This window comes from Streptosporangium carneum, assembly GCF_027922005.1.
Lineage (GTDB): Bacteria > Actinomycetota > Actinomycetes > Streptosporangiales > Streptosporangiaceae > Streptosporangium > Streptosporangium carneum.
The window spans coordinates 65,724-87,337 of sequence record NZ_BSEV01000025.1 but is presented as its reverse complement, the minus strand read 5'-3'; the positions used below and the strand labels follow the sequence as shown (position 1 = coordinate 87,337).

The following is a 21,614-nucleotide window of genomic DNA, read 5'->3' as shown; positions in this document are numbered from 1 at the left end:
GACACGCTATGGAGCCGTCAACCGGACCGCCAGGCATCCGCCGCGACAGGCATCGCAGGCGCCGTCCTCGCGGTCGACGTCACGGCCTGCGTCGTCCGGGGACCCAGTTGCCGTGGAAGCCCGCGGGGACGCGCACGGGCAGGTGAATCTCGGCGACCGGGGCGGCGGCGAGGTCGGCGGCGTCCAGGATCGCCAGGTAGCCGGTCCCCCGGGAGCGGTCGTGGGCGAAGGTCATCAGATAGCCGTCGTCCTCGTGGCGGCCCGAGGCGCGGGGGACGAAGACGGCCTCTCCGCAGGTGTGACCGGCGGGCAGGCGGTGAACGTCGCGCACGCCGCCCCGGTCGAGGTCGTACTTGTAGATCTCGGTGCGTTCCGGCTCGGCCTCCATGGAGAAGGAGACCATGTAGCCGTAGCGGTGGGGCAGCCCGATCCTGGCGTCGGCCACTCGTGGATACTCGCTGGACGCGTCGTCCAGCGGGCCCTCCGTGACGGTTCCCGAGGCGAGGTGGAGGGTCCACCTGTACAGCGCGGGCAGCCCGCCGCCGTGGTCGTCCGCGCCCTGACGCCACAGCGTCTCGACGCGGGTGCCGGTCACGGTGATCGAGTCCTCGCTCTCGAAGGCGTTCATGGTGTGCCACACGTAGCAGGGCTCGACGTCGAACCACCGCACCGGCGCTTCGCCGTCGGCCCTGGGCAGGACCCCGAACCGGGCGCGGTGAGCGTCGTCCCACCTCCACGGCGGCCCGCCCACGGCCGCCTGCCGTTCGTCGAACACGACGGGCAGGTCCATGAAGATCACATGGTGTTCGGTGACCGCGAAGTCGTGCATCATCGTCGCCCTGGGCACGTCCACCACCTGCGTCTGGAGCACCTCACCGTCCGGGGACGCCCGGTAGTAGGTGAGATAGGGAGGCCTGAGGCGGTAGCCGAAGAACAGCAGTTCCCCGGTGACGGGGCAGGTCTTCGGATGCGCGGTCATCGGCGTCCGCAGCGCCCCGTCGAAGGTGAAGGCCCCGATCGTGGCCAGCTCAGGGGTCACCTCGTACGGGAAACCGCCCTCCTCCAGGGCGAACAACCGGCCCGCGTGGGCGACCAGGTGCGTGTTCGCGGTGGTGACCCGGTAGTCGATCCGTGAGGTGACCGGGTCGAAGGCCAGGGCGAACCGCGACTCGCCCGGGTGCTCGTACAGCGGGGTGCGCACGTACCGGTTGCGGTACCAGGTGGCCCTGCCCTCCTCCAGCGCGACGGTGTGGATCATCCCGTCGCCCGCGAAGGAGTGCGGCGACCATCCCGTGCGCGGGTTCGGGCCGTTGCGGAAGAACTGCCCCGACAGCTCCTCGGGGATGGAACCGACCACCTCGCTCGGCTCCAGCGTCACCTCCTCGGCGATCGGCGCGTTGTTGCCCGCCAGGTGCAACGGCACGTCACTGCCTGTTTCCAGGGTCATCCTGCTCTCCCATGACGATGTCCGGCCTCCCGTGATGAGGCCGGTGACGCCGCCCAGAGTGCCTGGCAGACCATCGAAGAAACAGTCTTGTTCTTGCCTGCCGCGTCAGCCGCCCCACTTCGGCGCAGGTCAGGCCACGGCCACGAAATCGGTTCTCGTCCGGCCGTGCCATCGGCCCTCACCGCTCAACGCGCTCCGCGCGACTCCGCTCGGACAGCGCCGCCCAGGGGGCGTGCCGCCCCCTTCGCCCCCCGGCAACGAGAGGCTGACGCCCCTCACGCTCCCCTTATCGGACAAGACGTGCTCAACCGGTCACGGAAAACGACCGGATACCTGGGACGCCAGGACGGTCACAGGAGACGACTGGATACCGGGGACACCAGGACGGAAGAAGGCAGCCGGCGGATGCTCAGATCGCGAGCGGGGTGGTGATGCGCCCACCGAGGAGCGGCCCTTCAAGGTGGGCGGGAGTGAGCATGACACCGCTGATCCTCGACGCGAGAGCCAGGGCGGCAGGAAGGTGGTTGTCGATCTGGTCGTCGGCCGCGGGGTCGATGCCGAGCGCACGCAGATGCCCGTCGAGGTGGCCGGGGTCGACGCCCTCGCGGTTACCGGGGAATTCCGGGTTGAAGGAGGTGAGGACCTGTCCGTCGGCGGCGTAGGCGAAGCGGTGGCGGGCGTAGTCTTGGCGGCTGACCGCCATGGCCTGCCCGCCGTCCCGTGACAGCTCTCGGAGCGTCTCGGGGTGCACACCCTGCCAGCCTGACTTCTCCACCGCGACGGTCCACTCTCCGAGGCCGACCACCATGACGAGGTCACTCTGGCCGCCGGTCACCTCGAGACGCTCGTACACATCCCCGTCGGTGAGCGGCTCGACGTCCTGCGGCGCGACCCCGAACCGGTGCAGGACCTCGCCTTCGTCCAAGGCCTGGACGAAGGTGAGGGTGTAGCTGGGGCCCAGCGTCCCGAAGTCGTCCTGCCAGGCGTAGTCGTCGGGGGTCGCGCGCCCGTCACCCGGTTCCCGGACGACGGCGCGGACCAGCTCGATCCGGTCCGCGGCCGCGAGCGCGTCGGGGTGGGCCACGAAAAAGGCATCGATGACCTGGGAGGCGATACGGCCACGCTCACTGACCCCCAGCCCTTGGGCCTTTCCCCACTCGCGGATGCGCCGACTCAGCTCGCTGCTGATGAGGAGGTGCGACACGCGTAGCGGGGAGACCTCGCGATCCGGCATGGAAGAGAACCTATCGGTCGGCAGGCAGGTCAGGCCGCGGCCACGAAATCGGTCCTCGTCACGGCATGTGCCATCGGCCCTCGCCGCTCGACGCGCTTCGCGCGACTCCCGCTCGGACAGCGCCGCCCAGGGGGCGTGCCGCCCCCTTCGCCCCCCGGCAACGAGGCGCTGACGCCCCTCGCGCTCCCCTAACCGTCGAACTCGCCCGACTTCACGACATCGACGAAGGCGTTCCACTCCACCGCCGTGAACTCCAGGACCGCCCCGCGCCGATCCTTGCTGTCACGCACAGCCCAGCCACCGTCAGGCAAGCAGGCGACCTCCACACAGTTGTCGTGTTCACCACTGAACGTGCTGGTGCGCCAGGCGAGTTCGGTCTGGAGGGGTTCCATTTCGCCTCTACTTTCGCAGGTGATCCGCAAGGTCCTTCAGGTGTTCAATGGACTCCTGGGGTGACAACGCCGTCGCCACAACCCGGTTGAATCTAAGGCTATATGTCTGGATTTCCGCTGACTTCTCCAAATGGAGGGAGTCGGTCGCGGTCTCCAGATAGACGACGGAGGGATCCTGTTCCGACCGGCATGGAAGAGAACCTATCGGTCGGCAGGCAGGTCAGGCCGCGACCACGAAATCGATCCTCGTCACGGCATGTGCCATCGGCCCTCGCCGCTCGACGCGCTTCGCGCGACTCCCGCTCGGACAGCGCCGCCCAGGGGGCGTGCCGCCCCCTTCGCCCCCCGGCAACGAGGGGCTGACGCCCCTCGCGCTCCCCGCTGCGCCCCCACTGAGTCACGTCCCGGCGGCCAATCCAAGCCGGGCATCGACGTAACCGCTTGAAACGCCTCCAGTCGGCTCCCGCTCAATGAGCCGTTTCTCGCCAGATGAATGTGCGTTACCAAGCGAACCTAGGCAGATCTGGCCAGGCGTACTTCGGACAGCGCTCAGGGCACCGTGCGTCTCAGGTGGCCCGGGCCTCGCTGAGGGCCTCGTGAAACTGCCGGACCTGCGGTTGGTTCGGCCAGCGAGTCGTCAGAACGGTGTCCAGCTGGGCGAGCTCCGTCAGGACGTGCTCAGAGGACGCTCGCCGCGCTTCGACAAGCGATCCGAGCGCGGCGAAGGCGGCGGCGTCAGGCACCCGGTCAGCGGCGTGGGCGGCTCCGAGCCGCGCGAGATGGACGGCTCGGTCACGGTGATGGGAGACCGGCAGGGAGGTGACCTTGCTCTGCAGGATGGTCACCGCTCGCCCGGGAAGCCCGGCGTCCACGTAGCAGGTCGCCCGCTGGACGTCGGCGAAGTCGACGGTGAAGAACCGCAGATAGGCCGGATCGCCTTCGGAACGCCCTTCGGCGATCAGCTCCGACGCCTCGTCGAGCTGGGCGGTGGCGACCGTGCCGTCGAGCGCGTACCCACGAGCTTCGTACGTCCTGGCGACGCCGTACAGGACCGGCGGGACGGTCCAGGAGGCCCCGCGCACGGCGGTCGCCAGCTCGACGGCCGTGGTGGAGTCACCGGCGTCCAGTGCGAGGCTGGCCTTTCTGACCATCATGTAGGCGGCCATGGAGGTGTCGCCGCCCTCAAGCGCCCACGCGGTCGCCTGGTCGGCCCATCTTTTGCACGAGGCGACGTCGCCGCACTCGCGGTACAGCCAGCTCAGATGCTCGGCGTATTCGCCCTGCACCTGCCGTAGATCACGACGGGTGGCGGTTCCCGCGTCTTCCCGGACGCGGTTGATGTCGTGCAGCGTGCGACGCAGGGAGGCGATGTGGGAACGCGGGTCGAGAAGACGATGCCCTGTCTGATGAGCGGCCAGGAGTTGCCGGTAGTCGGCACCGCTCAGCCCGGCGGTCGAGCGGGCCGTCGCTTCGGCAAGCGAATCGGAGGCGAGGGCCGTTTCGGGCAGCATCGCCGTCAGGCCGGCAGCGGCCAGCAGATGGGTGAACTGGCGGCGGGAAAGCGTCACGGTGATGGCCCCTTCGCCGGTGGGGATGCTTACGGCGATGACCTCGTCATCGTCCTCGGCCTCTTCAGGGTAACCGTCGCCTTTCGACATTGACAGGACGTCGGAGAGCGGCAGGGTCGAGGGAACGGTCGACTGTGACGGGCCTGGTTCGCGAAGCAGGTCGTCGATCAAGCATCCGTACAGGTCGGCCAGCCTCGTCAGATCCTGATACGACGGCGCGCGGGAGGAAGAGGAGGTGCCGAAGGACTCGGGTCCCCGCCAGCATTCCCAGTAGGAGACGTTCTTGAAGGTCTTGGGCGGCTCACTCGGCCAGTGGCGGTTGTAGAGCTCGGCCACCTCCGCCTGTGTCAATCCCGCCGCGTGGCGAAACGCCACCCGGGGATTCACCTGGAACCGCTGGGCGATGATCGCCGCGATCTGTCGTCTCGTCGCACCCTGCCGCTGAAGGGCACCGCGTAGCTCGCTGATCTGACGTCGCATGCCGATGGCGTCCACTGCAGGCTGCCCCTCTCCGAACGAACACGCAGTCCCCCAACGCTATGTCTCGATCACACATCGTGACATCCCCTTCAAGTGGGGAATCAACTTTCGTCGCGGAAAGTAGTCGACTCCTCGCATGCAGGGGTCGGAGTTGTTCGTTTCCCGATGTTTCCTGGGGTCGTGCAACCGGCCCGGTCAAACAGACGCACCGATCTCATCCGACCGCCGTAAGCCGTGAAGGCGGCGGCCGGATGCGCGGCCCCCGGAAGCGTGGTGTGCGCAGACGCCGTCAGTTTCCGGGGACGGGTGGCTCCGCTTCTTCTTGGAGGGGTGGGGGCGGAGCCACTCTCATCTGACCGGGTCCCCTTTCGGAACACGGCCGGCCTGCCGTGTTGACACACCGGGGCGGCTCCCACGCCTTCCCTGATCACGAGAGGCGGAGCCGCTCCACAGACGTCCGGCCCGAGCGGCTCCGTCACGGCCGGACACCGGCCCCCGACGCCCTTCCCACACCCGTCGGGGGCCACCTCGACCGAGAACACGGAGAAGCCCGATCCCGCACCTCACCACCGGAGGCCCCGTGGCCGTTCCCGACGTCCCCGACCCCGAGGTCACGATCACCGCGACCGCGCACCTGGCCCGCCTGACCGAACGCCTCATGCGACACGGCCTGCACACCCGCATCCGCACGTCCCGGCGCGGCTCCCTCCAACTCGTCGTCCTCAGTCCCGACGCCCCCGCCCTGTCCGAGATCGTCTACGCCGCACCGCAGGAAGGAACCTGGTGGTTCTGGTGGTCCTGGTCGGAAAGAATCGCCTCCGTCGACGAGACCGACGTCGCAGCCCAGCGGATCGGCTACGTCGTGAGCTCAGCCGTACGGCGGCACGGCTGACCCCCGAGACCGACCGCTCGGCACCGCCGACCGAGGCTCCCGGCCGTACGGAACCGCCGCCTTCCGCCGCCCGCCGTACGGCGCTGCCACTCCCCCCACCCGGTCGCGCGGCACCGCCGACTCCCGCCCCCGGCTCCGCCCGTGAGGCCCTCGATCTGGAGACCCGAAATCCCGGATGGGTCGTCGTCTGGCGCTGCTGGGCCCAGCGTTACTGGGCCTTCCCCTGCTGGATCGTCGCCGACCCCGAACCCGTCGAGGCCAGGAACGCCCAGGACCTCATGCACCTGATCCGGCTGGTCGAGATCGAACATCAACCGCCACCCCGGGAAGGCCGCCCGCCTGCGGCGTGAGAGCCGCGTGGGGCGGGGCGCCGAATCCGGGAAGGCCGCCCCGCTCCACGCTCGGAGGGCCACGGTCCTCGATCCCGAAACTCTCGCCGCCTGGCAGCGCACCGACCTCGACCGGCACCGGGGCCTGACGCGGCGACGGCACGTCCGCCCACAGGCTCCAGGTGTCGGCCTCCGTCTGGCGGCTCAGGAAGGCGAAGCCTGCGAACGGCCGGTGGCCTGGGCGAGGACGAGGGGGTCCAGGTAGTCGCGGAGGGAGACGATGCGACCGTCCCTGACTCTGATCACGAGGATGATCTGTTGCCGGTAGGGACGACCTGTCGTCGTGATCTCACCGTGTGCCTCGTACTCGGCGATGATCACTTCCGGGTCGAGGGTGCGGTGCACGGTCTCCGAGCGGATCTCGTGAAGCCTGACGGGTGAGCCCGTCGCGCGCGCCAGCAGGGCCCTGATGTTCTCCCGTCCTCGAACGCGACTCGGAAGGCCCGGCGGGGTGTGGGGCCACTCCACGAGGGCGTCCTCCGCCAGGAGATCGACGAAGGCGGCGTGGTCGCCGCCCAGGGACGCCCGTTGCACCTGTCGGAGAACCTCGAGCGGGCTCGCGGCAGAGGACGGCGGTGGTACGGAGGACGCCGGGGATGCGGTCATGGCTCACGCTCCATGTCGATGCGACCCTACATTCATTCCACAAGCGTGGAATGAATGTAGGGTCGCACGGGCGTCCGAGTCAACGTTCGTAGAATCGACGCCGTGAGCGAACCGGGTCCCCCCACGTCACCGGCCGAACGGCGTACGTCACGGACCGAACAGCGGCTCCGGACCCAGGAGCGCATCCTGACCGTGGCGCGCGCGATGTTCGCCGAGTCGGGCTATGAGCGCACCACCATCCGCGCCGTCGCGACACGGGCCGAGGTCGATCCCCGCCTCGTGACGCACTACTTCGGGTCCAAGCGGGAGCTGTTCAACCGGGCCGCCTACCTGCTGCCCGACGCCACGGCCGGCGGTTCCCCCGCGCACGTCGCCGAATCGCTGCTCGGCTCGCTGCACGCGCGCCTTGAGCGTGAGCCGACCGCCTCACTCGCCGTGCTGCGCTCGATGATGACGCACCCCGAGGCGGCCGAGCACCTCAGGACGGCGGCGGCCGACCAGTCGGCGCGGATCGGCGACGCGATAGACGCCCAGGACGCCCAGCTGCGCGCCGCCCTGATCGAGGCCGTCATCCTCGGCGTGGTCGTCGGCCGCCACCAGATCGAACTGCCCGGCCTGCGGGACGCCGCCCCCGACCAGGTCGTCGACCTCGTCCGCCCCTTCTTCCACGCTCTGACCACCGGGACGCCCCCGACCCCCGCAACGGCTCCCGCCCCACAGGACTCGCCCTGAAGAACCCTCCTGACCCAACGACGCCCCCGGCTTCCAGCCCCGGCCGGCGACCTTCCTGTGGACCAGGCCAGCGACCTTCTCTTCCCTACGGACACCAGTGGCCTTTCCCTATGGAGCAGGTCAGCGATCTCCTCTTTCCTACAGGCCCAACCGCTCCTTCCTACGGGCCCAATCGGCGGCCTCGCCCTGAAGAGCCCTCCTGACCCGGCCGACGCCCCGCGCTTCCGACCCCGGCCAGTGGTCTCTCCCCATGGACCAGGCCAGCGGCCTCCTCCTCCCTACGGGCCCAATCGGCGGCCTCGCCCTATGGACCAGGTCAGCGATCTTCTCTTGGGACTCGGTGGGTGGGAGTCGGGCGGGCATCAGACGCACCACCGAAGGGCGTGCCTCACGGGCGGGTGGAAACGGCCCGGCGGGCGCAGCCTCAAGTACCGGCACCGAAGGCGTCAGGGCTGCTGGAACCTGACCTCCGGGTTAGCCGGGGACGGTCCGTCGAGGAGCGGCTGCGCGACGCCCCGCAGGTGCAGGTCGAAGAAGGCGCCCACGTAGTCGCGTGTGATCTCCCCTGAGCGGCGTCCCGGCAGCGGGGCCGAGGGGTCGTCCATGCCGAGTTGCGCGGCGAGCACGGGCAGGTCGATGAAGGTGAAGTGCCCCGAGCCGGTCACGGTCAGCCAGCGCTTCCAGCCGTCCAGGCGGGCCCAGTCCCGGTCCCAGGTGGTGTCCTCGCCGCCCGGCCTGTGGAGGGTCTCGGTGCCGAGCATCATGAAGGGCCTGCCGCCGAGGCCCGACGCGGGGACCGGGGCGAAGAACGTGCCGTCCATGTTCACGCCCGCCCGCACTCGACGGTCGGCCGCCATGGTCCGGGCGGCGCTGTCGCCGCCGATGGAGTGTCCGGCCATGCCGATCCGCCTCCGGTCGATCGTCCGGGCGTGCCTCCACGCGGGACGGCGTCCGGTGAGCCGGTCGATGACGAACGAGACGTCCTTGGCCCTGCCCTCCGCGACGGCGGCCATGACGGCGTCGTCCTCGTCGTCGCCCGCCTCCTCCGCCCGCTCGCAGGCGACGCAGGTGAGCATCCGCCCGCCGGGGAAGAGCGTGCCGAAGGACTCGTAGGCGTGGTCGACCGCCGCGACGACGTACCCCCTGCTGGCGAGGTCCTCGGCGAGGATCGTGAGGGTGGCGCGCGACAGGGAGAAGCCGGGCGAGAGCACCACCAGCGGATGCCTGCCGTGGACGGGGCGCGCGTCGGCGCGGGCGTTGAGGCGGGTTCCGCTCAGCAGCTCCGCCGCACCCGGAGCGTTCCGCTTCTGGCCTTCGAGCAGCAGCCGGGCCTCCTCCACGCTCACGTAGGACGCGGGCCCGCCGGTCCCGGCCCTGGCCGGGTAGTACATCGACACCATCAACTCCCGCGTCGCAGCATCGGGAACCCACGGGTCCCGCCGTCCACGGTCGACGAGGTGCAGCGTGTCCCGGCCGATCGCGTACGGCCCGGTCGGGCGAGGCAGCTCAAGCCTGACTTCGGAGGCGAGCACGGACGCGGTCGTCGTGGCCGCGGACGCCGAGGTCGTGAAGGGGGCTGTCGCGGATGCCGCGGTCGTGAAAGGGGCTGTCGCGGCCCCGGACGAGAAGGTGACGGCCCCGCCCGCGGTCGTGAAGGCGGAAGCGGTGACGGCCGTGCCCGCGGACGCGGGAGTGGCGGCGGCCGCGATCGGCAGTGGCAGGGCGAGCGAGAGCAGGGCGACCATGGCACCCCGGCGAGTTCTGATCACGGCAAAACGGTATGAACCACCGCCTGGCTCCTGACACTGACGAAAGTAAGGGGTGACCCCGGTCCTTGGTCAGGCCCGGAACGGTCACGCCTGAACCGGTTTCCCTCGGAGCGGTCACGCCCAGACCGGTCGACCTCGGAGCGTTCATACCTGGACAGGTCTCCCTCGAAACGGTCACGCCCGGACCGGTCGACCTCGGACGGGGCGCGCCCGGACCGATCAGGCCCCATCTCCCAGCGGGAGCGACAGGAAGAGGATGACGTCGAAAATGTAACAGCTGCTACATTTTCAACTGTGACGAACATGGAGCCGGTGAGCCAGTGGCTCGTTCTCGTGGTCAAACTCCCCGCCGAGCCGTCGCGGCACCGGGTGGCGGTCTGGCGGGAGCTGCGCAAGATCGGCGCGCTCTCGCTCGGCCAGGGCACCTGGGCGGTCCCCGACGTGCCGGTCTTCGCCGACGGCCTGGACCGCGCGGTGAGCCTGACCGAGCAGGCCAAGGGCCAGGCCGTGACGCTGCGGGCGGCGGGGCGCGGCCCCGACGACGCCGCCCGCTTCCAGGAGCTGTTCACCGCCGCACGGTCCGCGGACTGGACGGAGTTCCTCGCCGACTGCGGCAAGTTCGAGCAGGAGCTGGCCAAGGAGATCCGCAACGCCAAGTTCACGCTGGCCGAGCTCGAGGAGGAGGAGCAGAGCCTGGAGCGGCTACGGCGCTGGCACCGTGACCTGACGGTCCGCGACGTGTTCGGCGCGCCGGAGGCCGCCCAGGCCGGTGAACGGCTCAGGCAGTGCGCCGCCGCGTGCGAGGACTACGCAGAGCGGGTCTTCCAGGCCCTGCACGAGACGTCGGGGCAGAGCTGGTGACCGCCCCGGAGACCACGTTGAGACGGCAGATGTGGCCGCTGTACGCCGCCGGGTTCACCACCGCCTTCGGCGCGCACGGCATCGCCGCCAATCTGGGCGGCTTCAGCGACGACGCGGTCACCTCGCTGCTGGTGCTGGGCGGCCTGCTCGCTCTGTACGACGGGGCTGAAGTGCTGCTCAAGCCGCTGTTCGGCACGCTCGCAGACCGCGTCGGCGCCCGTCCGGTGCTGCTGGGCGGACTGCTCGCCTTCGCCGCGGCCTCCGCCGCGTACGTGATCGCCGACAGCCCCGCGTGGCTGTGGGCGGCCCGCCTCGGCCAGGGCGCGGCGGCCTCCGCCTTCTCCCCCTCGGCCTCCGCCCTGGTCGCCCGGCTCAATCCGGCGGCCAGGCATGGCCGTGCCTTCGGCTCCTACGGCTTCTACAAGTCCATCGGCTACACCCTCGGTCCGCTGCTGGGCGGGCTGCTGGTGTGGGCCGGGGGCCTGCGGCTGCTGTTCGCGGTGCTGGCGGTGCTCGGCCTGGCGGTCGCCGCGTGGGCCGCGCTCGCCGTCCCCTCCCTGCCCCCACTGCCCAAGCGTCGCCAGACGGTGCTGGATCTGGCCAGACGGCTGGCCGACCCGGCCTTCCTGGGGCCGACCGCGGCGCTGGCCGCGGCGACCGCGGCCCTGTCCGTCGGGGTGGGCTTCCTGCCCGTCTCCGGCGCCGCCGCCGGGCTGGGCACCGTCGCCACCGGCGCCGCGGTCTCGGTGCTCGCCGGATGCGCCGCGCTCGTCCAGCCCAGGGCCGGGCGCGCGCTGGACGAGGGACGCCTCGGCGCGCGCGGGGGCATCACCGCCGGACTGCTGATCACCGCCGCCGGGCTCGGCTGCGCGACGCTGCCGGGTCTGGCGGGCGTGCTGGGCGGCGCCGCCCTCATCGGTGCGGGAACCGGCCTGATCACTCCCCTCGGCTTCGCCGCCCTGGCGGCCTCCACCCCCGCCGAACGACTCGGCCAGACCATGGGAACCGCCGAGCTGGGGCGCGAGCTCGGCGACGCCGGCGGCCCGCTCCTGGTCGCGGGCATCGCCACCGTCGCCTCTCTCACCCACGGCTACGCGGCGCTGGCCCTCCTGCTGGCCGTCGGCCCGCTTCTCGTCCTGGCCGCACGCCTCCGTGCCGCTCCGCCTTCGTCTCCCTGATGATGATCGGCAATACGCATGACGGCGAACGTCAAGATTTTCTAGATTTGCCCCATGACCAATCGCCCGTTCCAAGTGATCTGTGAGATCGAGCCGCCGACCCGGCCTGACCTGAAGCACGTCCGGCACCAGATCGGAACCCTGAGCAAGGTGTCCGAGACCTTCCTCGTGCCCGACAACCACATCGGCCGTGCCACGGTCTCCAGCGTGGCGGTCGCGCACGAGGTCGAGGCGATGGGCGGGCGCAGCATCGCGTGTCTCAACTCACGTGACCGCAACCTGCTGGGGTTCCGCCGCGACCTGCTCACCGCGGCGGCGTACGGCGTCGAGCAGTTCCTGTTCGTCTACGGGGACAAGCCGGGCGCCGGCAGCCGTACCGGGGAGCTGAACGTGCGGACGATGATCGAGGAGGTCCGCGCCCTGCCGCAGGACGCCGCCTTCTCGGGGGTGCGGCCCTTCCGCGTCGGCACGGCCGCGGCCCTGCGCCCGCTGCCCGCGTGGAAGCGCGCGGCCGACTTCGTCTTCGTCCAGGTCAGTTTCTCGCTGGAGGCCCTGCTCGAGTGGCGTGAGGCCAACCCGGTCGACGTCCCCGTGTACGCGGGCGTGATGGTCCTCGCCAGCGAGACGCACGCCCGGCGTCTCGCGGCCGCGATCCCCGACATCGACATCCCGGGCGAGCTGGTGGAGAAGGTCGCCGCCGACCGGCTCGCCGGGGTCGAGGCCACCTGCGAGCAGATCCTCCGGATCCGCGACTCCGGGGCCTTCGACGGCGTGCACCTGGTCCCGGTCGCCCGCTACCGAGAGGTGGCCGCCCGGCTGGAGCACCTGCTCGCCTGACGGGCTGCCTGCCCCCTCCGCCGCTACATGTGACGGGACCGCTGGGCCGCGGTCCCCGAACGGCCCATGGCGATCAGGGTGACGCCTCCGGCGAGGGCGGCCAGCGCCCCTCCCGCCAGGTACCACCCGCCCTGCTGCTGGGAGGAGTACTCCTGCTGGTCCGTCTCGGCGAAGCCGGTGTACCGCTCGGCGTCCTGCTTCAGCTGCTCGTGCTGTGCGGGGTCGCTCTCCTTGACCGTCTCCGCCTCGCGCAGCGCCGCCGCCGCCCGCTGGAGCTGGCCGTCGATGCGTTCCTTCGTCGTACTCGCCCTGAAGGCCACGAAGGCGCTCAGTGCTCCGACGATCAGAGCCGCTCCCAGCAGAATGACTCCGACCCGCGACATCCATTTCATGACGTTCACTTCCGTGTTGATCTATGTGCTGCCCGGCCGGACTCCCCATGGGCGCGGGCCGGAACCCTCGGACGACCGGGGGCGTCGCGGCGGGGCGGCGTATGCCATGAACTCCGGCCGTGTTCTCCGCGAGAGATCTTGAAGATCAACGCCCTGCGGGCCGTCGTTCCCACGGCAGGCAACGGTAGTTCCGCGCCCTGCCCGGCCGCGCCCGTCGCCCGGGGGATCTTGCCTCCCCCGGGCGGGTGACCTGGCGGCCGACGTTCCCGGAGGAGCGGGCCGCGCGGCGGGGAGAGCCTCGGGCGCGCCGGAAGGCCGACGCCGCGCGGCACGTTCAGAAGGCCGACGTGGTCAGGAGATCAACGTGCTCGGGAAGCCCGCGCGGTCAGGAGACCAGCATGCTCGAAAAGCCCGCGCGGTCAGGAGACCAGCAGGGACGCGAAGCGGTCGAGGTCGACGTTGCCGCCGCTGACGATCACACCGACCCGCTGCCCGGCCAGGTCGGCGGCGAGGTTGCGGACGGCGGCGAAGCCGAGGCACCCGGTGGGCTCGACGACGATCTTCATGATCGACCCGAAGATCCGCATGCACTCCACCAGTTCGGCGTCGGCAGCGGTGAGAACGTCGTCGACGTCGCGGCGGATGATCTCGAACGTGTGGGCTCCGAGATGCTGGGTCTGCGCGCCGTCGGCGATGGTCTCCGGGGTGTCGATGTGGACGACGGCGCCCGCGCGCAGGGACCTCCGGCCGTCGTCACCGGCCTCCGGCTCGACGCCGTACAGCCTGCAGGCCGGCGACAGCGCCCGCGTCGCCAGCGCGGTTCCGGACAGCAGCCCGCCGCCGCCCAGGGGCACGAAGAGCGCGTCGAGATCACCGGCCTCCTCGAACAACTCCATGGCGGCGGTGCCCTGACCGGCGATGACGTCGGGATGGTCGTAGGGCGGGATCAGCGTGAGGCCGCGTTCGGCGGCCAGCGCGCGGCCGATCTCCTCACGGTCCTCGGTGTAGCGGTCGTAGGCGACGATCTGCCCGCCGTACCCCCTGGTCGCGGCCACCTTCGCGGCGGGCGCGTCATGGGGCATGACGATCGCGGCGGGGATGTCCAGCAGCCGGGCGGCCAGGGCGATCGCCTGCGCGTGGTTGCCTGAGGAGTAGGTCACCACACCCGCGCGTCGCTGCTCGGGAGTGAACCTCGACAGGGCGTTGAACGCGCCCCGGAACTTGAACGCGCCCACCCGCTGGAAGTTCTCACACTTGAACACCACGTCGGCGCCGACGCTCTCGTTGACCAGACGCGAACGCAGCACCGGGGTGCGGTGGGCCTGGGGCGCGATGCGGGCGGCGGCGTCACGGACGTCGTCGTAGGTCGGCGACTGGGGCATTGACCGGCTCCTTTGGGTTCGTCCAGTTCGTTGTCTGTTCGGTTCGTCTGGTCTGTTGGGTTCGTCTGGTCTGTTGGGTTCGTCGGGACAGGCTCGGACGTGCCCCTCTCCGGCCGCGACTCTCATCCTCGTGGCAGAACTTCGCCCCGGTCGACCACTGATGAAAACCGCGGGCGAGCCTCAGGAGCCTCCTGGCGGTATGACCGACGTGGGCCAAGGGGCGACGAGGAGTCCCACCGCGCCCCTGTCGCGGCTGCCCCACGCCTCGTGCACGTACCAGGTTCCGGGAACCTCCTCAGGGCGGAGGACGTGCTCGGTCGGCTGCCAGCCGCGTCCGGCCTCTGGAGGGTTCTCCGGGGCGTCGTGGTAGTACCGCTTGACCGTGACCTGTCGCTGTCGCAGCATGAGCCTGACCTCGGCGACCGTCCGGTTCCGCAGAGGGAGCCCCTCCAGGCTCTCTCCCCTGGCGGTCGGATCACCCGCGAGCTCGTACGGCTCACCGGGCCGGGCGGCCCTGCCGAAGGTGATCACGACGGGACCGCGCAGAGCGACGGGGATCCGCACTCCGGTCTTGCACCATATGACGCCGCAGTCAGGGCTGCCGCCGACCCCCTCGATCCTGCTGCTGCCGTTCTTGTCCTGGATGTCGAAGCTGCCGTCCGGGTTGTAGACCGTCATCCTCCCGGGAGAGGACACGGAGATCATCTTGCCGACCAGGCTCGGCGACGCGGACTGCATCCTCAGGTCGACGTCCATGCCGTGGGCGGCGAACTCCTCGCGGTAGCGCCGGGGGTCGGCGTCGGGGTCGACGATCCGGACGTCGACGGTGTCGCCGTTCGCGGTGAACGCCAGCGCCTCCGCCTTGCCCGGTCCCACGTGCACCGGGCCGACGTCACCGGGCCGCAGCACCGCCGTCAGGGCGATCACGGCCCCCGCCAGCACCACGGCGGCGGGAAGAAGGAGAAGCCATCGCCGCCGGAACCACCGCCGGGTGACCCTCCCGGGCGTCCGTTCCGCGCCGCCGACGATCTCTCGCAGGGTGGCGGACGACGCCAACGGGTCCGCGCGCACCCGCCCTGCCGGGTCGTGCGCTTCGAGCATGCTCCTGAGCTGCTTGATGTCGTTGTTCATACGGCGTTCTCCCCATAGGAAGGATGGCGACCGACGGATTGCGGCTCATCCGCGAGCAGGCGTCGCAGACGTTTGCGCGCGCGGTGCAGACGCATCGAGGCCACCGGTCGGGAACAGCCCACGACCACGGCGGCCTGGCGCAGGTCGAGCCCCTCCCAGGAGACCAGGAGCACCAACTCCCGGTCGTCGTCGCTCAGGCCGTCCAGCGCCGCCAGCGCCGCCTGACGGGCGGTGACGGCGTAGGCATGGTCCTGTTCGACGGCATGGCGCGACAGATCCTCGCCCGGCCAGTCGGCGAGCCGTTCCCTTCGCCTGTCTTTTCTGATCAGGTTCAGGGTGAGGTTGCGGGCGGTGACGTACAGCCAGGGCAGCGGCTGATCACGGGGAAACCCGTCGTACTTCTCCCAAGCGATCTTGAATGTCTCCGCGGCTATGTCCGGGGCGTCCGCGGACCCCACCCGCCGCCACGCGTATCGCAGAACCGACTCGTAGTGCTCCTGGAACATACGGGTGAAGCTGGCCTCATCGTTCAAACCCCGTCTCCTGTTCAGCGTTCCGGCACGCTTCGCACCGTCTACTGAACAGATGTCGCGAATCCCCCGAACATCACCGATGTCAGCGGCGAACCTTTCCACGCCGAGACCCGCGCGGTCCGGGAGAACGCACGGAAGGCCACCCGGGAGAACGGCCGGCCCTCCGTACGCGCGCTGACGCCGCCCTCAGGGAGGGTCCCGGGGCCGCCCTGAGGGGCCCGGGAAGCCTGGACGGGAGCGGCAATCAGACGCGACGGGTGGCGGACAGGGTCGCGTAGACGATGATGTTGTCGGTGTAGTGGCCGGTCTGGCGGTTGTAGACGCCGCCACAGGTGATCAGGCGGAGGGTGGCCTCACCGGTGTTGCCGTAGACCCGCTTCGACGGGAACGCCTTCTTGCTGACCTGCTCGACCCCGTCGACCGTGAACTCCGCGATGGTCCCGTCGGAGCGGGAGACCTTGATCTTGTCTCCGCGCCTGATCTCCTTCAGACGGCTGAAGACGGCGGCCCCGCGCCGGGTGTTCACGTGTCCGAGGACGACCGAGGGGCCCTGCGCGCCCGGGATAGGGCCGTGCTTGTACCACCCCGCCTGGTTCGGCCTGCTCAGCGGCGGCGTCTGGATCTCCTTCTTGGCGTCGACGCCGAGCGCCATCAGCGGGGCCATCAGACCGATCTTGGGGATGGCCAGCTTGTTCGGCCGCACCACGCCCTTGCTCTTGAGGGGCTCCGGGGGCTGCACGACGGGCAGCGGCGGAGCCGCGGTGGGAGCCGCGGCCGTCAACGGCACGTCCAGCCCGCCGGGCCCCACCCCCGACGGCAGCGCCGCCGCCACCGGGTCCTGCTGCTGTGGCTGCTCCTGGGGCTGCTGCGCCGGGGCCGTCTGCTGTCCGGGCGACGGGACGTCTTCCACGATCATGGTGTTCGCCGCCTGCGGCACCGGAGGCCCGTACGGCTCGTCGTCCGCCACCGGCGTCAGATAGGTGAGCAGCCCTGTCATGACCGCGGCCACCCCACCGAGCGCACCGACCACCAGCACCGCGGGCAGCAGCCTGCCGCCCCTGCTCCTGGGCGCGCGGCCGTCGCCGTAGTAGGGGTCCGGACCGCCCTGCGAAGGCCCTGGATACATCCGGCGCCCTCCTTACCTTTCCCCGAGCCTGTCTATCCCCGGCCTCGCGCGTGCGCCGACCGCCGCCTCTTCAACGCCACTCCGCCGAGCACGCTTCCGAGCACCATCGCCGTCCCACCGCCGATCAGTCCCATTCCCGAGGACTTCTCGTCGGGAGCCTCACCGGTCTGCGCGCCACCCGTGGGCGTCACGACCACCTGGGGGGTGGTCGGCGTCGCGCGGGTGGGGGTGACGGTCGCGGTGACGGTCAGGGTGGGCTTGGGGGTCGCGGTGGAGGTGGAGGAACCCGGGGGGACGGTCGTGTAGACCGTGCTGGGGGTGACGGTCGGGGTCCTGGTGGGCGTGGGGGCCGGGGTGGTGGGCGTGGCGGTCGGCGTCTTCTCCACCTTCACTGTGACCGTCTCGGCCTTGGTCGGCTTGCAGATGGCGTTGAAGTCATTGACGTGCGTATAAAGCTCAGGCTTGGGCTCTCGGAGTACTTTGAAGGCGTCAATGAGCATGTATTTGTCCGCCGACTTGTTCGTGAGAGTGACGGTGTGGCTGCCGTATTTCAAACCGCTGACATTCCAGAGAACCTGCTGAGTCCGCTTCACATTTGCTGGAACATCGGTCGTCCCGTCCTCCTCTTTGGAGGCGTCAACCGTCACCGCCGGAGAAGGCTTCTGCTTGCCCTCTTCCTGAAGAACGACCTCGACTTTGCCCATGTCATCATCGCGTTCGGTGATGAACTGTGCGCCGGTGCCCGTGAACGTGTATTTCACGGTCGCATCGAGGGTCTTGGCCGCCTGAACGTCCTTCTGAAAGTCGTCGATCTGAGGATCGGCCCTTCGGGTCCAATCTGCGGGATTAGGGCCATAGATGATCTCGGGGTTCTTGCCCTCGCCTACGCTGTCGTTGACGACAGGAAATGAATCAGGCGGGAGGAACTGCACGGTGAGATCTCTGGGCGTGACCTTGATCTCGCCCTCCTTGCCCACGATATAGGAGCCCGGCGTCAGCGTGGGCAACGGCAGCGGCCCCTCTTTCTGCAACGCATTGGCGAGCACGGTCTCACCCATCGAGTCGAGGGTTCCGACGCCGCTCCAGTAGTCAGAGATCCCAGCACTGCCCCTGGCGATCACCCGCGCCTTCTGAGGAAAGTCACCGGGCGCCTTGAAAGGGGAATCCCCCAGAGTCCACTTGATCTCAAGCGGTTGGCCGACGTAGACCTTCGTCGGGATAGCCGCTCTGACCAGCAGCTTGGCTCCCGCCGGGCTCATTTTGCTGGCTGGATTAATATCCACGTTGCAGAAGAAATCAGAGATATAGGTGTCCGTGTCAGCGGCACTCTGGGAGCCGGACAGAACGACCAGGGAACCGACCGCCAGTCCCAGGACTGACGCCGCGACGGCCCTACGGAGCCTTGCTCCCCACCGCACCACTGGACACCTCGATCATCGGAATCCGGCCATAAAACTGGGCATCTAATCACAACTCGGCCCGGATCGTACCGCCCCCCGCCCCCCTGACGCAGGAAGATGACAAGACCTCCAGGAGACTGTGGCGGACTTGTGATGCGGTCAGCTTCTGGGCGAGAGGCGTACAAGGCCCGTCAACTGGGTGTACCTGGGAGTAACAGAATCGTATTCTGGCCTCGAGTCAAGGAGGCAGTCCATGCAGCGAGACCTCTTCGAGGAGGAGCACCTGCTCTTCCGGGAGACCGTGCACGATTTCCTGGCCCGTGAGGTCGTCCCCCACCACGACCGGTGGGAGAAGGACGGCATCGTCCCGCGTGAGGTGTGGAAGAAGGCCGGAGAGATCGGGATGTTCGGCTTCGGGGTGCCGGAGGAGTACGGCGGGGCGGGGATCAAGGACTTCCGCTACAACGCGGTGATCGTCGAGGAGGTCATGGGGATCGGGGCCACCGGTCTGGGCTACTCCCTGCACAACGACGTGATGGCCCCGTACTTCGTGGACCTCACGAACGACGAGCAGAAGGCCCGCTGGCTGCCCGGATTCGTCAGCGGCGAGCTGATCACGGCTGTCGCGATGACGGAGCCGGGCGCGGGCAGCGACCTGCAGGGCATCAGGACGACCGCCGTGCGCGAGGGCGACCACTACGTCGTCAACGGCCAGAAGACCTTCATCACCAACGGCATCAACTCCGACCTGGTCGTCGTGGTCGCCAAGACCGCCCCGGAGGCGGGCGCCAAGGGCGTCTCGCTGCTCGTCGTCGAGCGGGGCATGGAGGGGTTCAGCCGGGGCCGCAACCTGGAGAAGATCGGCATGCACGCCCAGGACACGGCGGAGCTGTTCTTCGACGACGTCCGGGTGCCCGCCGCCAACCTGCTGGGCGAGCAGGAGGGCCAGGGCTTCTTCCAGCTGATGGCCAACCTTCCGCAGGAGCGCCTGTCGATCGCCGTGATGGCCGTGGCGACGGCGGAGAGCGTCCTGCGGACGACCATCGAGTACTGCAGGACCCGCAAGGCCTTCGGTCAGAGCATCGGCAGCTTCCAGAACACCCGGTTCGTGCTGGCCGAGCTGGACACCGAGGTCGAGATCGCCCGCCACTACGTGGACAAGTGCATCCTGGCGCTCAACGCCGGGGAGCTGAGCGCCGTGGACGCCGCCAAGGCCAAGTGGTGGACGACCGAGCTGCAGACCAAGGTCGTCGACCGCTGTCTCCAGCTGCACGGCGGCTACGGCTACATGATGGAGTATCCCGTGGCCAAGGCCTGGATCGACAGCCGTGTGCAGACCATCTACGGCGGCACGACCGAGATCATGAAGGAGATCATCGGCCGCTCGTTCGGCTTCTGACCGCGCCCACCCCGCTGCCCACCCCGCTGCTCGCCCCGCCGCTCACCCCGCTGCTCGCCCCGCCGCTCACCCCGCTGCTCGCCCCGCCGCTCACCCGTCGGACGCCGCGCTGTCCTCCTTGACGATCTCCTCGACCTTCACGGCCACGCCGTCCGCGATCAGCACCTTGCCCTCGAACGAGACACCCGCCTTGAGCGCCTTAGACAGCTGCGCGGACGTGCACCGGTGCGGGATCGCTCCCTGGTCGCAGACGCTCCCCTGCACGTCGAGCACGATCGTGTCGCCGGTGAGCTTCGCCTCTCGCACACCCTTGCCGGTGTCGACCACGATCGAGCCGTTCCCCAGCAGGCTGATCGCCCCGGTCGCCTCGGTGTCGACCTCCTTGACGCCCCCGGTCCGCGACGGCTCGGCCTCGGGCGTCGCGGCGGCGGAGGACGAAGGGGAGCCCGTGGGCCGATCCTCCGTCGGCATGCCCGAGGGCGGCGCGTCCGTCGGCGTGCTTGTCGGAGCTCCCGGAGCGGTCGTCGAGGCGGCGGGGCTCGGCGAGGTCGCGGACGAGCCGCCTCCCGTCGAACACGCCGACAGGACGGCGACCAACGCGGCGCCCACTACGGCGACCGGCACGGCGCGCGCCACGGAGCCCGCCCTGGACGTCGGCGTGAGGCCCGTGGCGAAGCTCGACGTGGAGCCGGGCACGGCCTTCTGGAGGAACGACGGAACGCGTGTCACTTTCATCCATCTACTCACAGGCGGCAACCATTCCACAGGACGCGGCGTCGCGGTTAATCATCACAAGATCCTCGCGGCCGACGCATACTGGTCAGCGTAGGCTCCCCTGAGGCGGTGTTGATGGACAGCGGACTGATCCTGCTGATCTTCCTGGCGTTCCTGTTCGCCTGGGGGCTCAACCGGGTGCGGCGCGCACTGAGGCTCGGCACGATCGCCTACGCGGGCATCATGATCGTGTTCGTCCTGGTGGTGCTCGCCATGTGGGGGCAGACGTTCCGCTAGCGTCCAGCCGGCCGGCAGCCGCAGCGCCGCCTCGGCATCGGCCCCCGGCTCCGCCGCGTAGACGACCAACGCCTGGTCGGTCGCTCCGGCCACCGTGGGCGTCTGACGGCGCGGGGTCAGCTCGCCGACGAACGGATGCCGGAGCCTCATGGTCCCCGGGTCTTCTCCCGGACATTGTGATCATGGTCCTCCCAGACCTTGTGATCGGCCCACCGGTGCCGGAACAGCTCGCTTTTGACCGACAGCTCTCCGACCGGCGCCGTGAATCCGGGCTCCTCCGGACACCTGGCGGCGCTGAGCCGCAGCTGGGCGACCGCCGCCCTGGCCTTCGGCGCCCGGTCGACGAGGATCTCCTTGGTCCGTTCGTCCAGGAAGCGTCCAGGAAGCCGGTCCGGCCGAGGTGGCCAACCTGACCGAGGTGGCCGACCTGACCGAGGTGCTGCGCCGTACAGGGACGCGCCAGGACCCGATCGCCCTCTGAGCACCCCGGACGCCCAAGCATCTAGGCCCCGAGCACCGGACACCCGTGCGCCGGGTGCCTGGTGCCGTGACCGGGAACGTTCACCGGGTCGCGCGCCGTTCGAAGGCGCCGGACATGCCTGTGTCGGCAATCGCCGTACCGGCGCCTGGAGACACCACGGACCCGGTGAAGGTATGCGATCACCACGCGAGGTGCGTTGGACGCGACCGCGTGGTCACGCAGGTGCGCGCTCGCGTGGCTACGCGGTGCTCAGGTAGGTGGCTAAGCGGTGCTCAGGTAGGTGGTTACGCGATTGCGTAGCTACGCGGTGCTCAGGTAGGTGGTTACTCGGTTGTGTGGCTGCGCGGTGCTCAGGTAGGTGGTTACGCGATTGC

Annotated in this window: 23 protein-coding genes and 1 pseudogene; 8 read left to right on the top strand and 16 right to left on the bottom strand. The window is 69.7% G+C overall.

Annotation, left to right across the window (positions count from 1 at the left end; all coding sequences use genetic code 11):
- Positions 1-79: 79 nt before the first annotated feature.
- The 5 genes from PKF00_RS35275 to PKF00_RS35260 all read right to left on the bottom strand — a co-directional run bounded on the left by PKF00_RS35275 (position 80) and on the right by PKF00_RS35260 (position 5,121).
- A complete protein-coding gene (locus PKF00_RS35275) occupies positions 80-1,447 on the bottom strand; it encodes a carotenoid oxygenase family protein (protein WP_271222054.1) in 1,368 nt (455 codons plus the stop codon).
- Positions 1,448-1,856: 409 nt separating this feature from the next.
- The gene (locus PKF00_RS35270) at positions 1,857-2,681 is read right to left on the bottom strand and encodes a DUF6461 domain-containing protein (RefSeq protein ID WP_271222053.1); all 825 of its coding nucleotides are present in this window, start codon (positions 2,679-2,681) and stop codon (positions 1,857-1,859) included.
- A 188-nt stretch (positions 2,682-2,869) separates the two neighbouring features.
- The gene (locus PKF00_RS35265; RefSeq protein ID WP_271222052.1) at positions 2,870-3,073 is read right to left on the bottom strand and encodes a DUF397 domain-containing protein; all 204 of its coding nucleotides are present in this window, start codon (positions 3,071-3,073) and stop codon (positions 2,870-2,872) included.
- A gap of 7 nt (positions 3,074-3,080) precedes the next feature.
- Positions 3,081-3,278, bottom strand: coding sequence for a Scr1 family TA system antitoxin-like transcriptional regulator (locus PKF00_RS44760; RefSeq protein ID WP_369011193.1), 198 nt, complete (start codon positions 3,276-3,278; stop codon positions 3,081-3,083).
- A gap of 361 nt (positions 3,279-3,639) precedes the next feature.
- Positions 3,640-5,121, bottom strand: coding sequence for an NsdA family TPR-like regulatory protein (locus PKF00_RS35260; RefSeq protein ID WP_271222051.1), 1,482 nt, complete (start codon positions 5,119-5,121; stop codon positions 3,640-3,642).
- A gap of 580 nt (positions 5,122-5,701) precedes the next feature.
- On the opposite strand from PKF00_RS35260, the gene PKF00_RS35255 reads away from it, so the two are divergent.
- A complete protein-coding gene (locus PKF00_RS35255; RefSeq protein WP_271222050.1) occupies positions 5,702-6,013 on the top strand; it encodes a hypothetical protein in 312 nt (103 codons plus the stop codon).
- 533 nt (positions 6,014-6,546) lie between these two features.
- Here the strand turns inward: PKF00_RS35255 and PKF00_RS35250 are convergent.
- Entirely contained in the window at positions 6,547-6,936 is a 390-nt protein-coding gene (locus tag PKF00_RS35250; protein ID WP_271222049.1) for a nuclear transport factor 2 family protein, read from the bottom strand.
- 174 nt (positions 6,937-7,110) lie between these two features.
- Between PKF00_RS35250 and PKF00_RS35245 the strand changes: the two genes are divergently transcribed.
- Positions 7,111-7,740, top strand: coding sequence for a TetR/AcrR family transcriptional regulator (locus PKF00_RS35245; protein WP_271222048.1), 630 nt, complete (start codon positions 7,111-7,113; stop codon positions 7,738-7,740).
- A gap of 446 nt (positions 7,741-8,186) precedes the next feature.
- On the opposite strand, the gene PKF00_RS35240 is transcribed toward PKF00_RS35245, so the two are convergent.
- The gene (locus tag PKF00_RS35240) at positions 8,187-9,509 is read right to left on the bottom strand and encodes an alpha/beta hydrolase family protein (RefSeq protein ID WP_271222047.1); all 1,323 of its coding nucleotides are present in this window, start codon (positions 9,507-9,509) and stop codon (positions 8,187-8,189) included.
- Positions 9,510-9,812: 303 nt separating this feature from the next.
- Here PKF00_RS35240 and PKF00_RS35235 point away from each other — a divergent pair, with 303 nt between their 5' ends.
- The 3 genes from PKF00_RS35235 to PKF00_RS35225 are packed head-to-tail and all read left to right on the top strand — an operon-like array spanning position 9,813 to position 12,385.
- Positions 9,813-10,370, top strand: a complete 558-nt coding sequence (locus tag PKF00_RS35235) for a Chromate resistance protein ChrB (RefSeq protein ID WP_271222081.1) — start codon at positions 9,813-9,815, stop codon at positions 10,368-10,370.
- The gene (locus PKF00_RS35230) at positions 10,367-11,548 is read left to right on the top strand and encodes an MFS transporter (RefSeq protein ID WP_271222046.1); all 1,182 of its coding nucleotides are present in this window, start codon (positions 10,367-10,369) and stop codon (positions 11,546-11,548) included. The genes PKF00_RS35235 and PKF00_RS35230 overlap by 4 nt, the downstream gene beginning before the upstream one ends.
- 54 nt (positions 11,549-11,602) lie before the next feature.
- Positions 11,603-12,385 carry a methylenetetrahydrofolate reductase gene (locus PKF00_RS35225; RefSeq protein ID WP_271222045.1) on the top strand — a complete coding sequence of 261 codons (783 nt, stop codon included), beginning with the start codon at positions 11,603-11,605 and terminating at the stop codon, positions 12,383-12,385.
- A gap of 23 nt (positions 12,386-12,408) precedes the next feature.
- On the opposite strand, the gene PKF00_RS35220 is transcribed toward PKF00_RS35225, so the two are convergent.
- From PKF00_RS35220 to PKF00_RS35195, 6 genes are all read right to left on the bottom strand, one after another.
- Positions 12,409-12,777, bottom strand: coding sequence for a hypothetical protein (locus PKF00_RS35220; protein ID WP_271222044.1), 369 nt, complete (start codon positions 12,775-12,777; stop codon positions 12,409-12,411).
- Between the two features lie 419 nt (positions 12,778-13,196).
- Positions 13,197-14,159, bottom strand: a complete 963-nt coding sequence (locus tag PKF00_RS35215) for a threo-3-hydroxy-L-aspartate ammonia-lyase (protein WP_271222043.1) — start codon at positions 14,157-14,159, stop codon at positions 13,197-13,199.
- A 180-nt stretch (positions 14,160-14,339) separates the two neighbouring features.
- A complete protein-coding gene (locus tag PKF00_RS35210; RefSeq protein ID WP_271222042.1) occupies positions 14,340-15,290 on the bottom strand; it encodes a hypothetical protein in 951 nt (316 codons plus the stop codon).
- A complete protein-coding gene (locus tag PKF00_RS35205; protein WP_271222041.1) occupies positions 15,287-15,823 on the bottom strand; it encodes an RNA polymerase sigma factor in 537 nt (178 codons plus the stop codon). Before PKF00_RS35205 ends, PKF00_RS35210 begins: the two co-directional genes overlap by 4 nt.
- 244 nt (positions 15,824-16,067) lie before the next feature.
- Positions 16,068-16,949 (bottom strand): class F sortase, encoded by an 882-nt coding sequence (locus PKF00_RS35200; RefSeq protein ID WP_271222040.1) that lies wholly within the window; start codon positions 16,947-16,949, stop codon positions 16,068-16,070.
- A 32-nt stretch (positions 16,950-16,981) separates the two neighbouring features.
- Entirely contained in the window at positions 16,982-18,232 is a 1,251-nt protein-coding gene (locus PKF00_RS35195; RefSeq protein ID WP_271222039.1) for a hypothetical protein, read from the bottom strand.
- 370 nt (positions 18,233-18,602) lie between these two features.
- On the opposite strand from PKF00_RS35195, the gene PKF00_RS35190 reads away from it, so the two are divergent.
- Complete coding sequence (locus PKF00_RS35190; RefSeq protein ID WP_271222038.1) at positions 18,603-19,748, top strand: acyl-CoA dehydrogenase family protein; 1,146 nt, start codon at positions 18,603-18,605, stop codon at positions 19,746-19,748.
- Between the two features lie 90 nt (positions 19,749-19,838).
- Here PKF00_RS35190 and PKF00_RS35185 read toward each other — a convergent pair whose 3' ends face one another.
- Complete coding sequence (locus tag PKF00_RS35185; protein ID WP_271222037.1) at positions 19,839-20,219, bottom strand: hypothetical protein; 381 nt, start codon at positions 20,217-20,219, stop codon at positions 19,839-19,841.
- Here PKF00_RS35185 and PKF00_RS35180 point away from each other — a divergent pair.
- Both PKF00_RS35180 and PKF00_RS35175 read left to right on the top strand, forming a co-directional pair.
- Complete coding sequence (locus PKF00_RS35180; protein ID WP_271222036.1) at positions 20,197-20,577, top strand: hypothetical protein; 381 nt, start codon at positions 20,197-20,199, stop codon at positions 20,575-20,577. The genes PKF00_RS35185 and PKF00_RS35180 overlap by 23 nt on opposite strands.
- Positions 20,578-20,597: 20 nt before the next feature.
- Entirely contained in the window at positions 20,598-20,759 is a 162-nt protein-coding gene (locus tag PKF00_RS35175) for a hypothetical protein (RefSeq protein ID WP_271222035.1), read from the top strand.
- Between the two features lie 27 nt (positions 20,760-20,786).
- Here the strand turns inward: PKF00_RS35175 and PKF00_RS44755 are convergent.
- Positions 20,787-20,912: pseudogene (locus tag PKF00_RS44755) on the bottom strand (MmyB family transcriptional regulator); the annotation flags it as partial.
- Positions 20,906-21,244: an MmyB family transcriptional regulator gene (locus PKF00_RS44750; RefSeq protein WP_369011192.1), complete on the bottom strand. Its 339-nt coding sequence runs from the start codon at positions 21,242-21,244 to the stop codon at positions 20,906-20,908. The pseudogene PKF00_RS44755 and the gene PKF00_RS44750, both read right to left, overlap by 7 nt.
- Between the last annotated feature and the right edge of the window lie 370 nt (positions 21,245-21,614).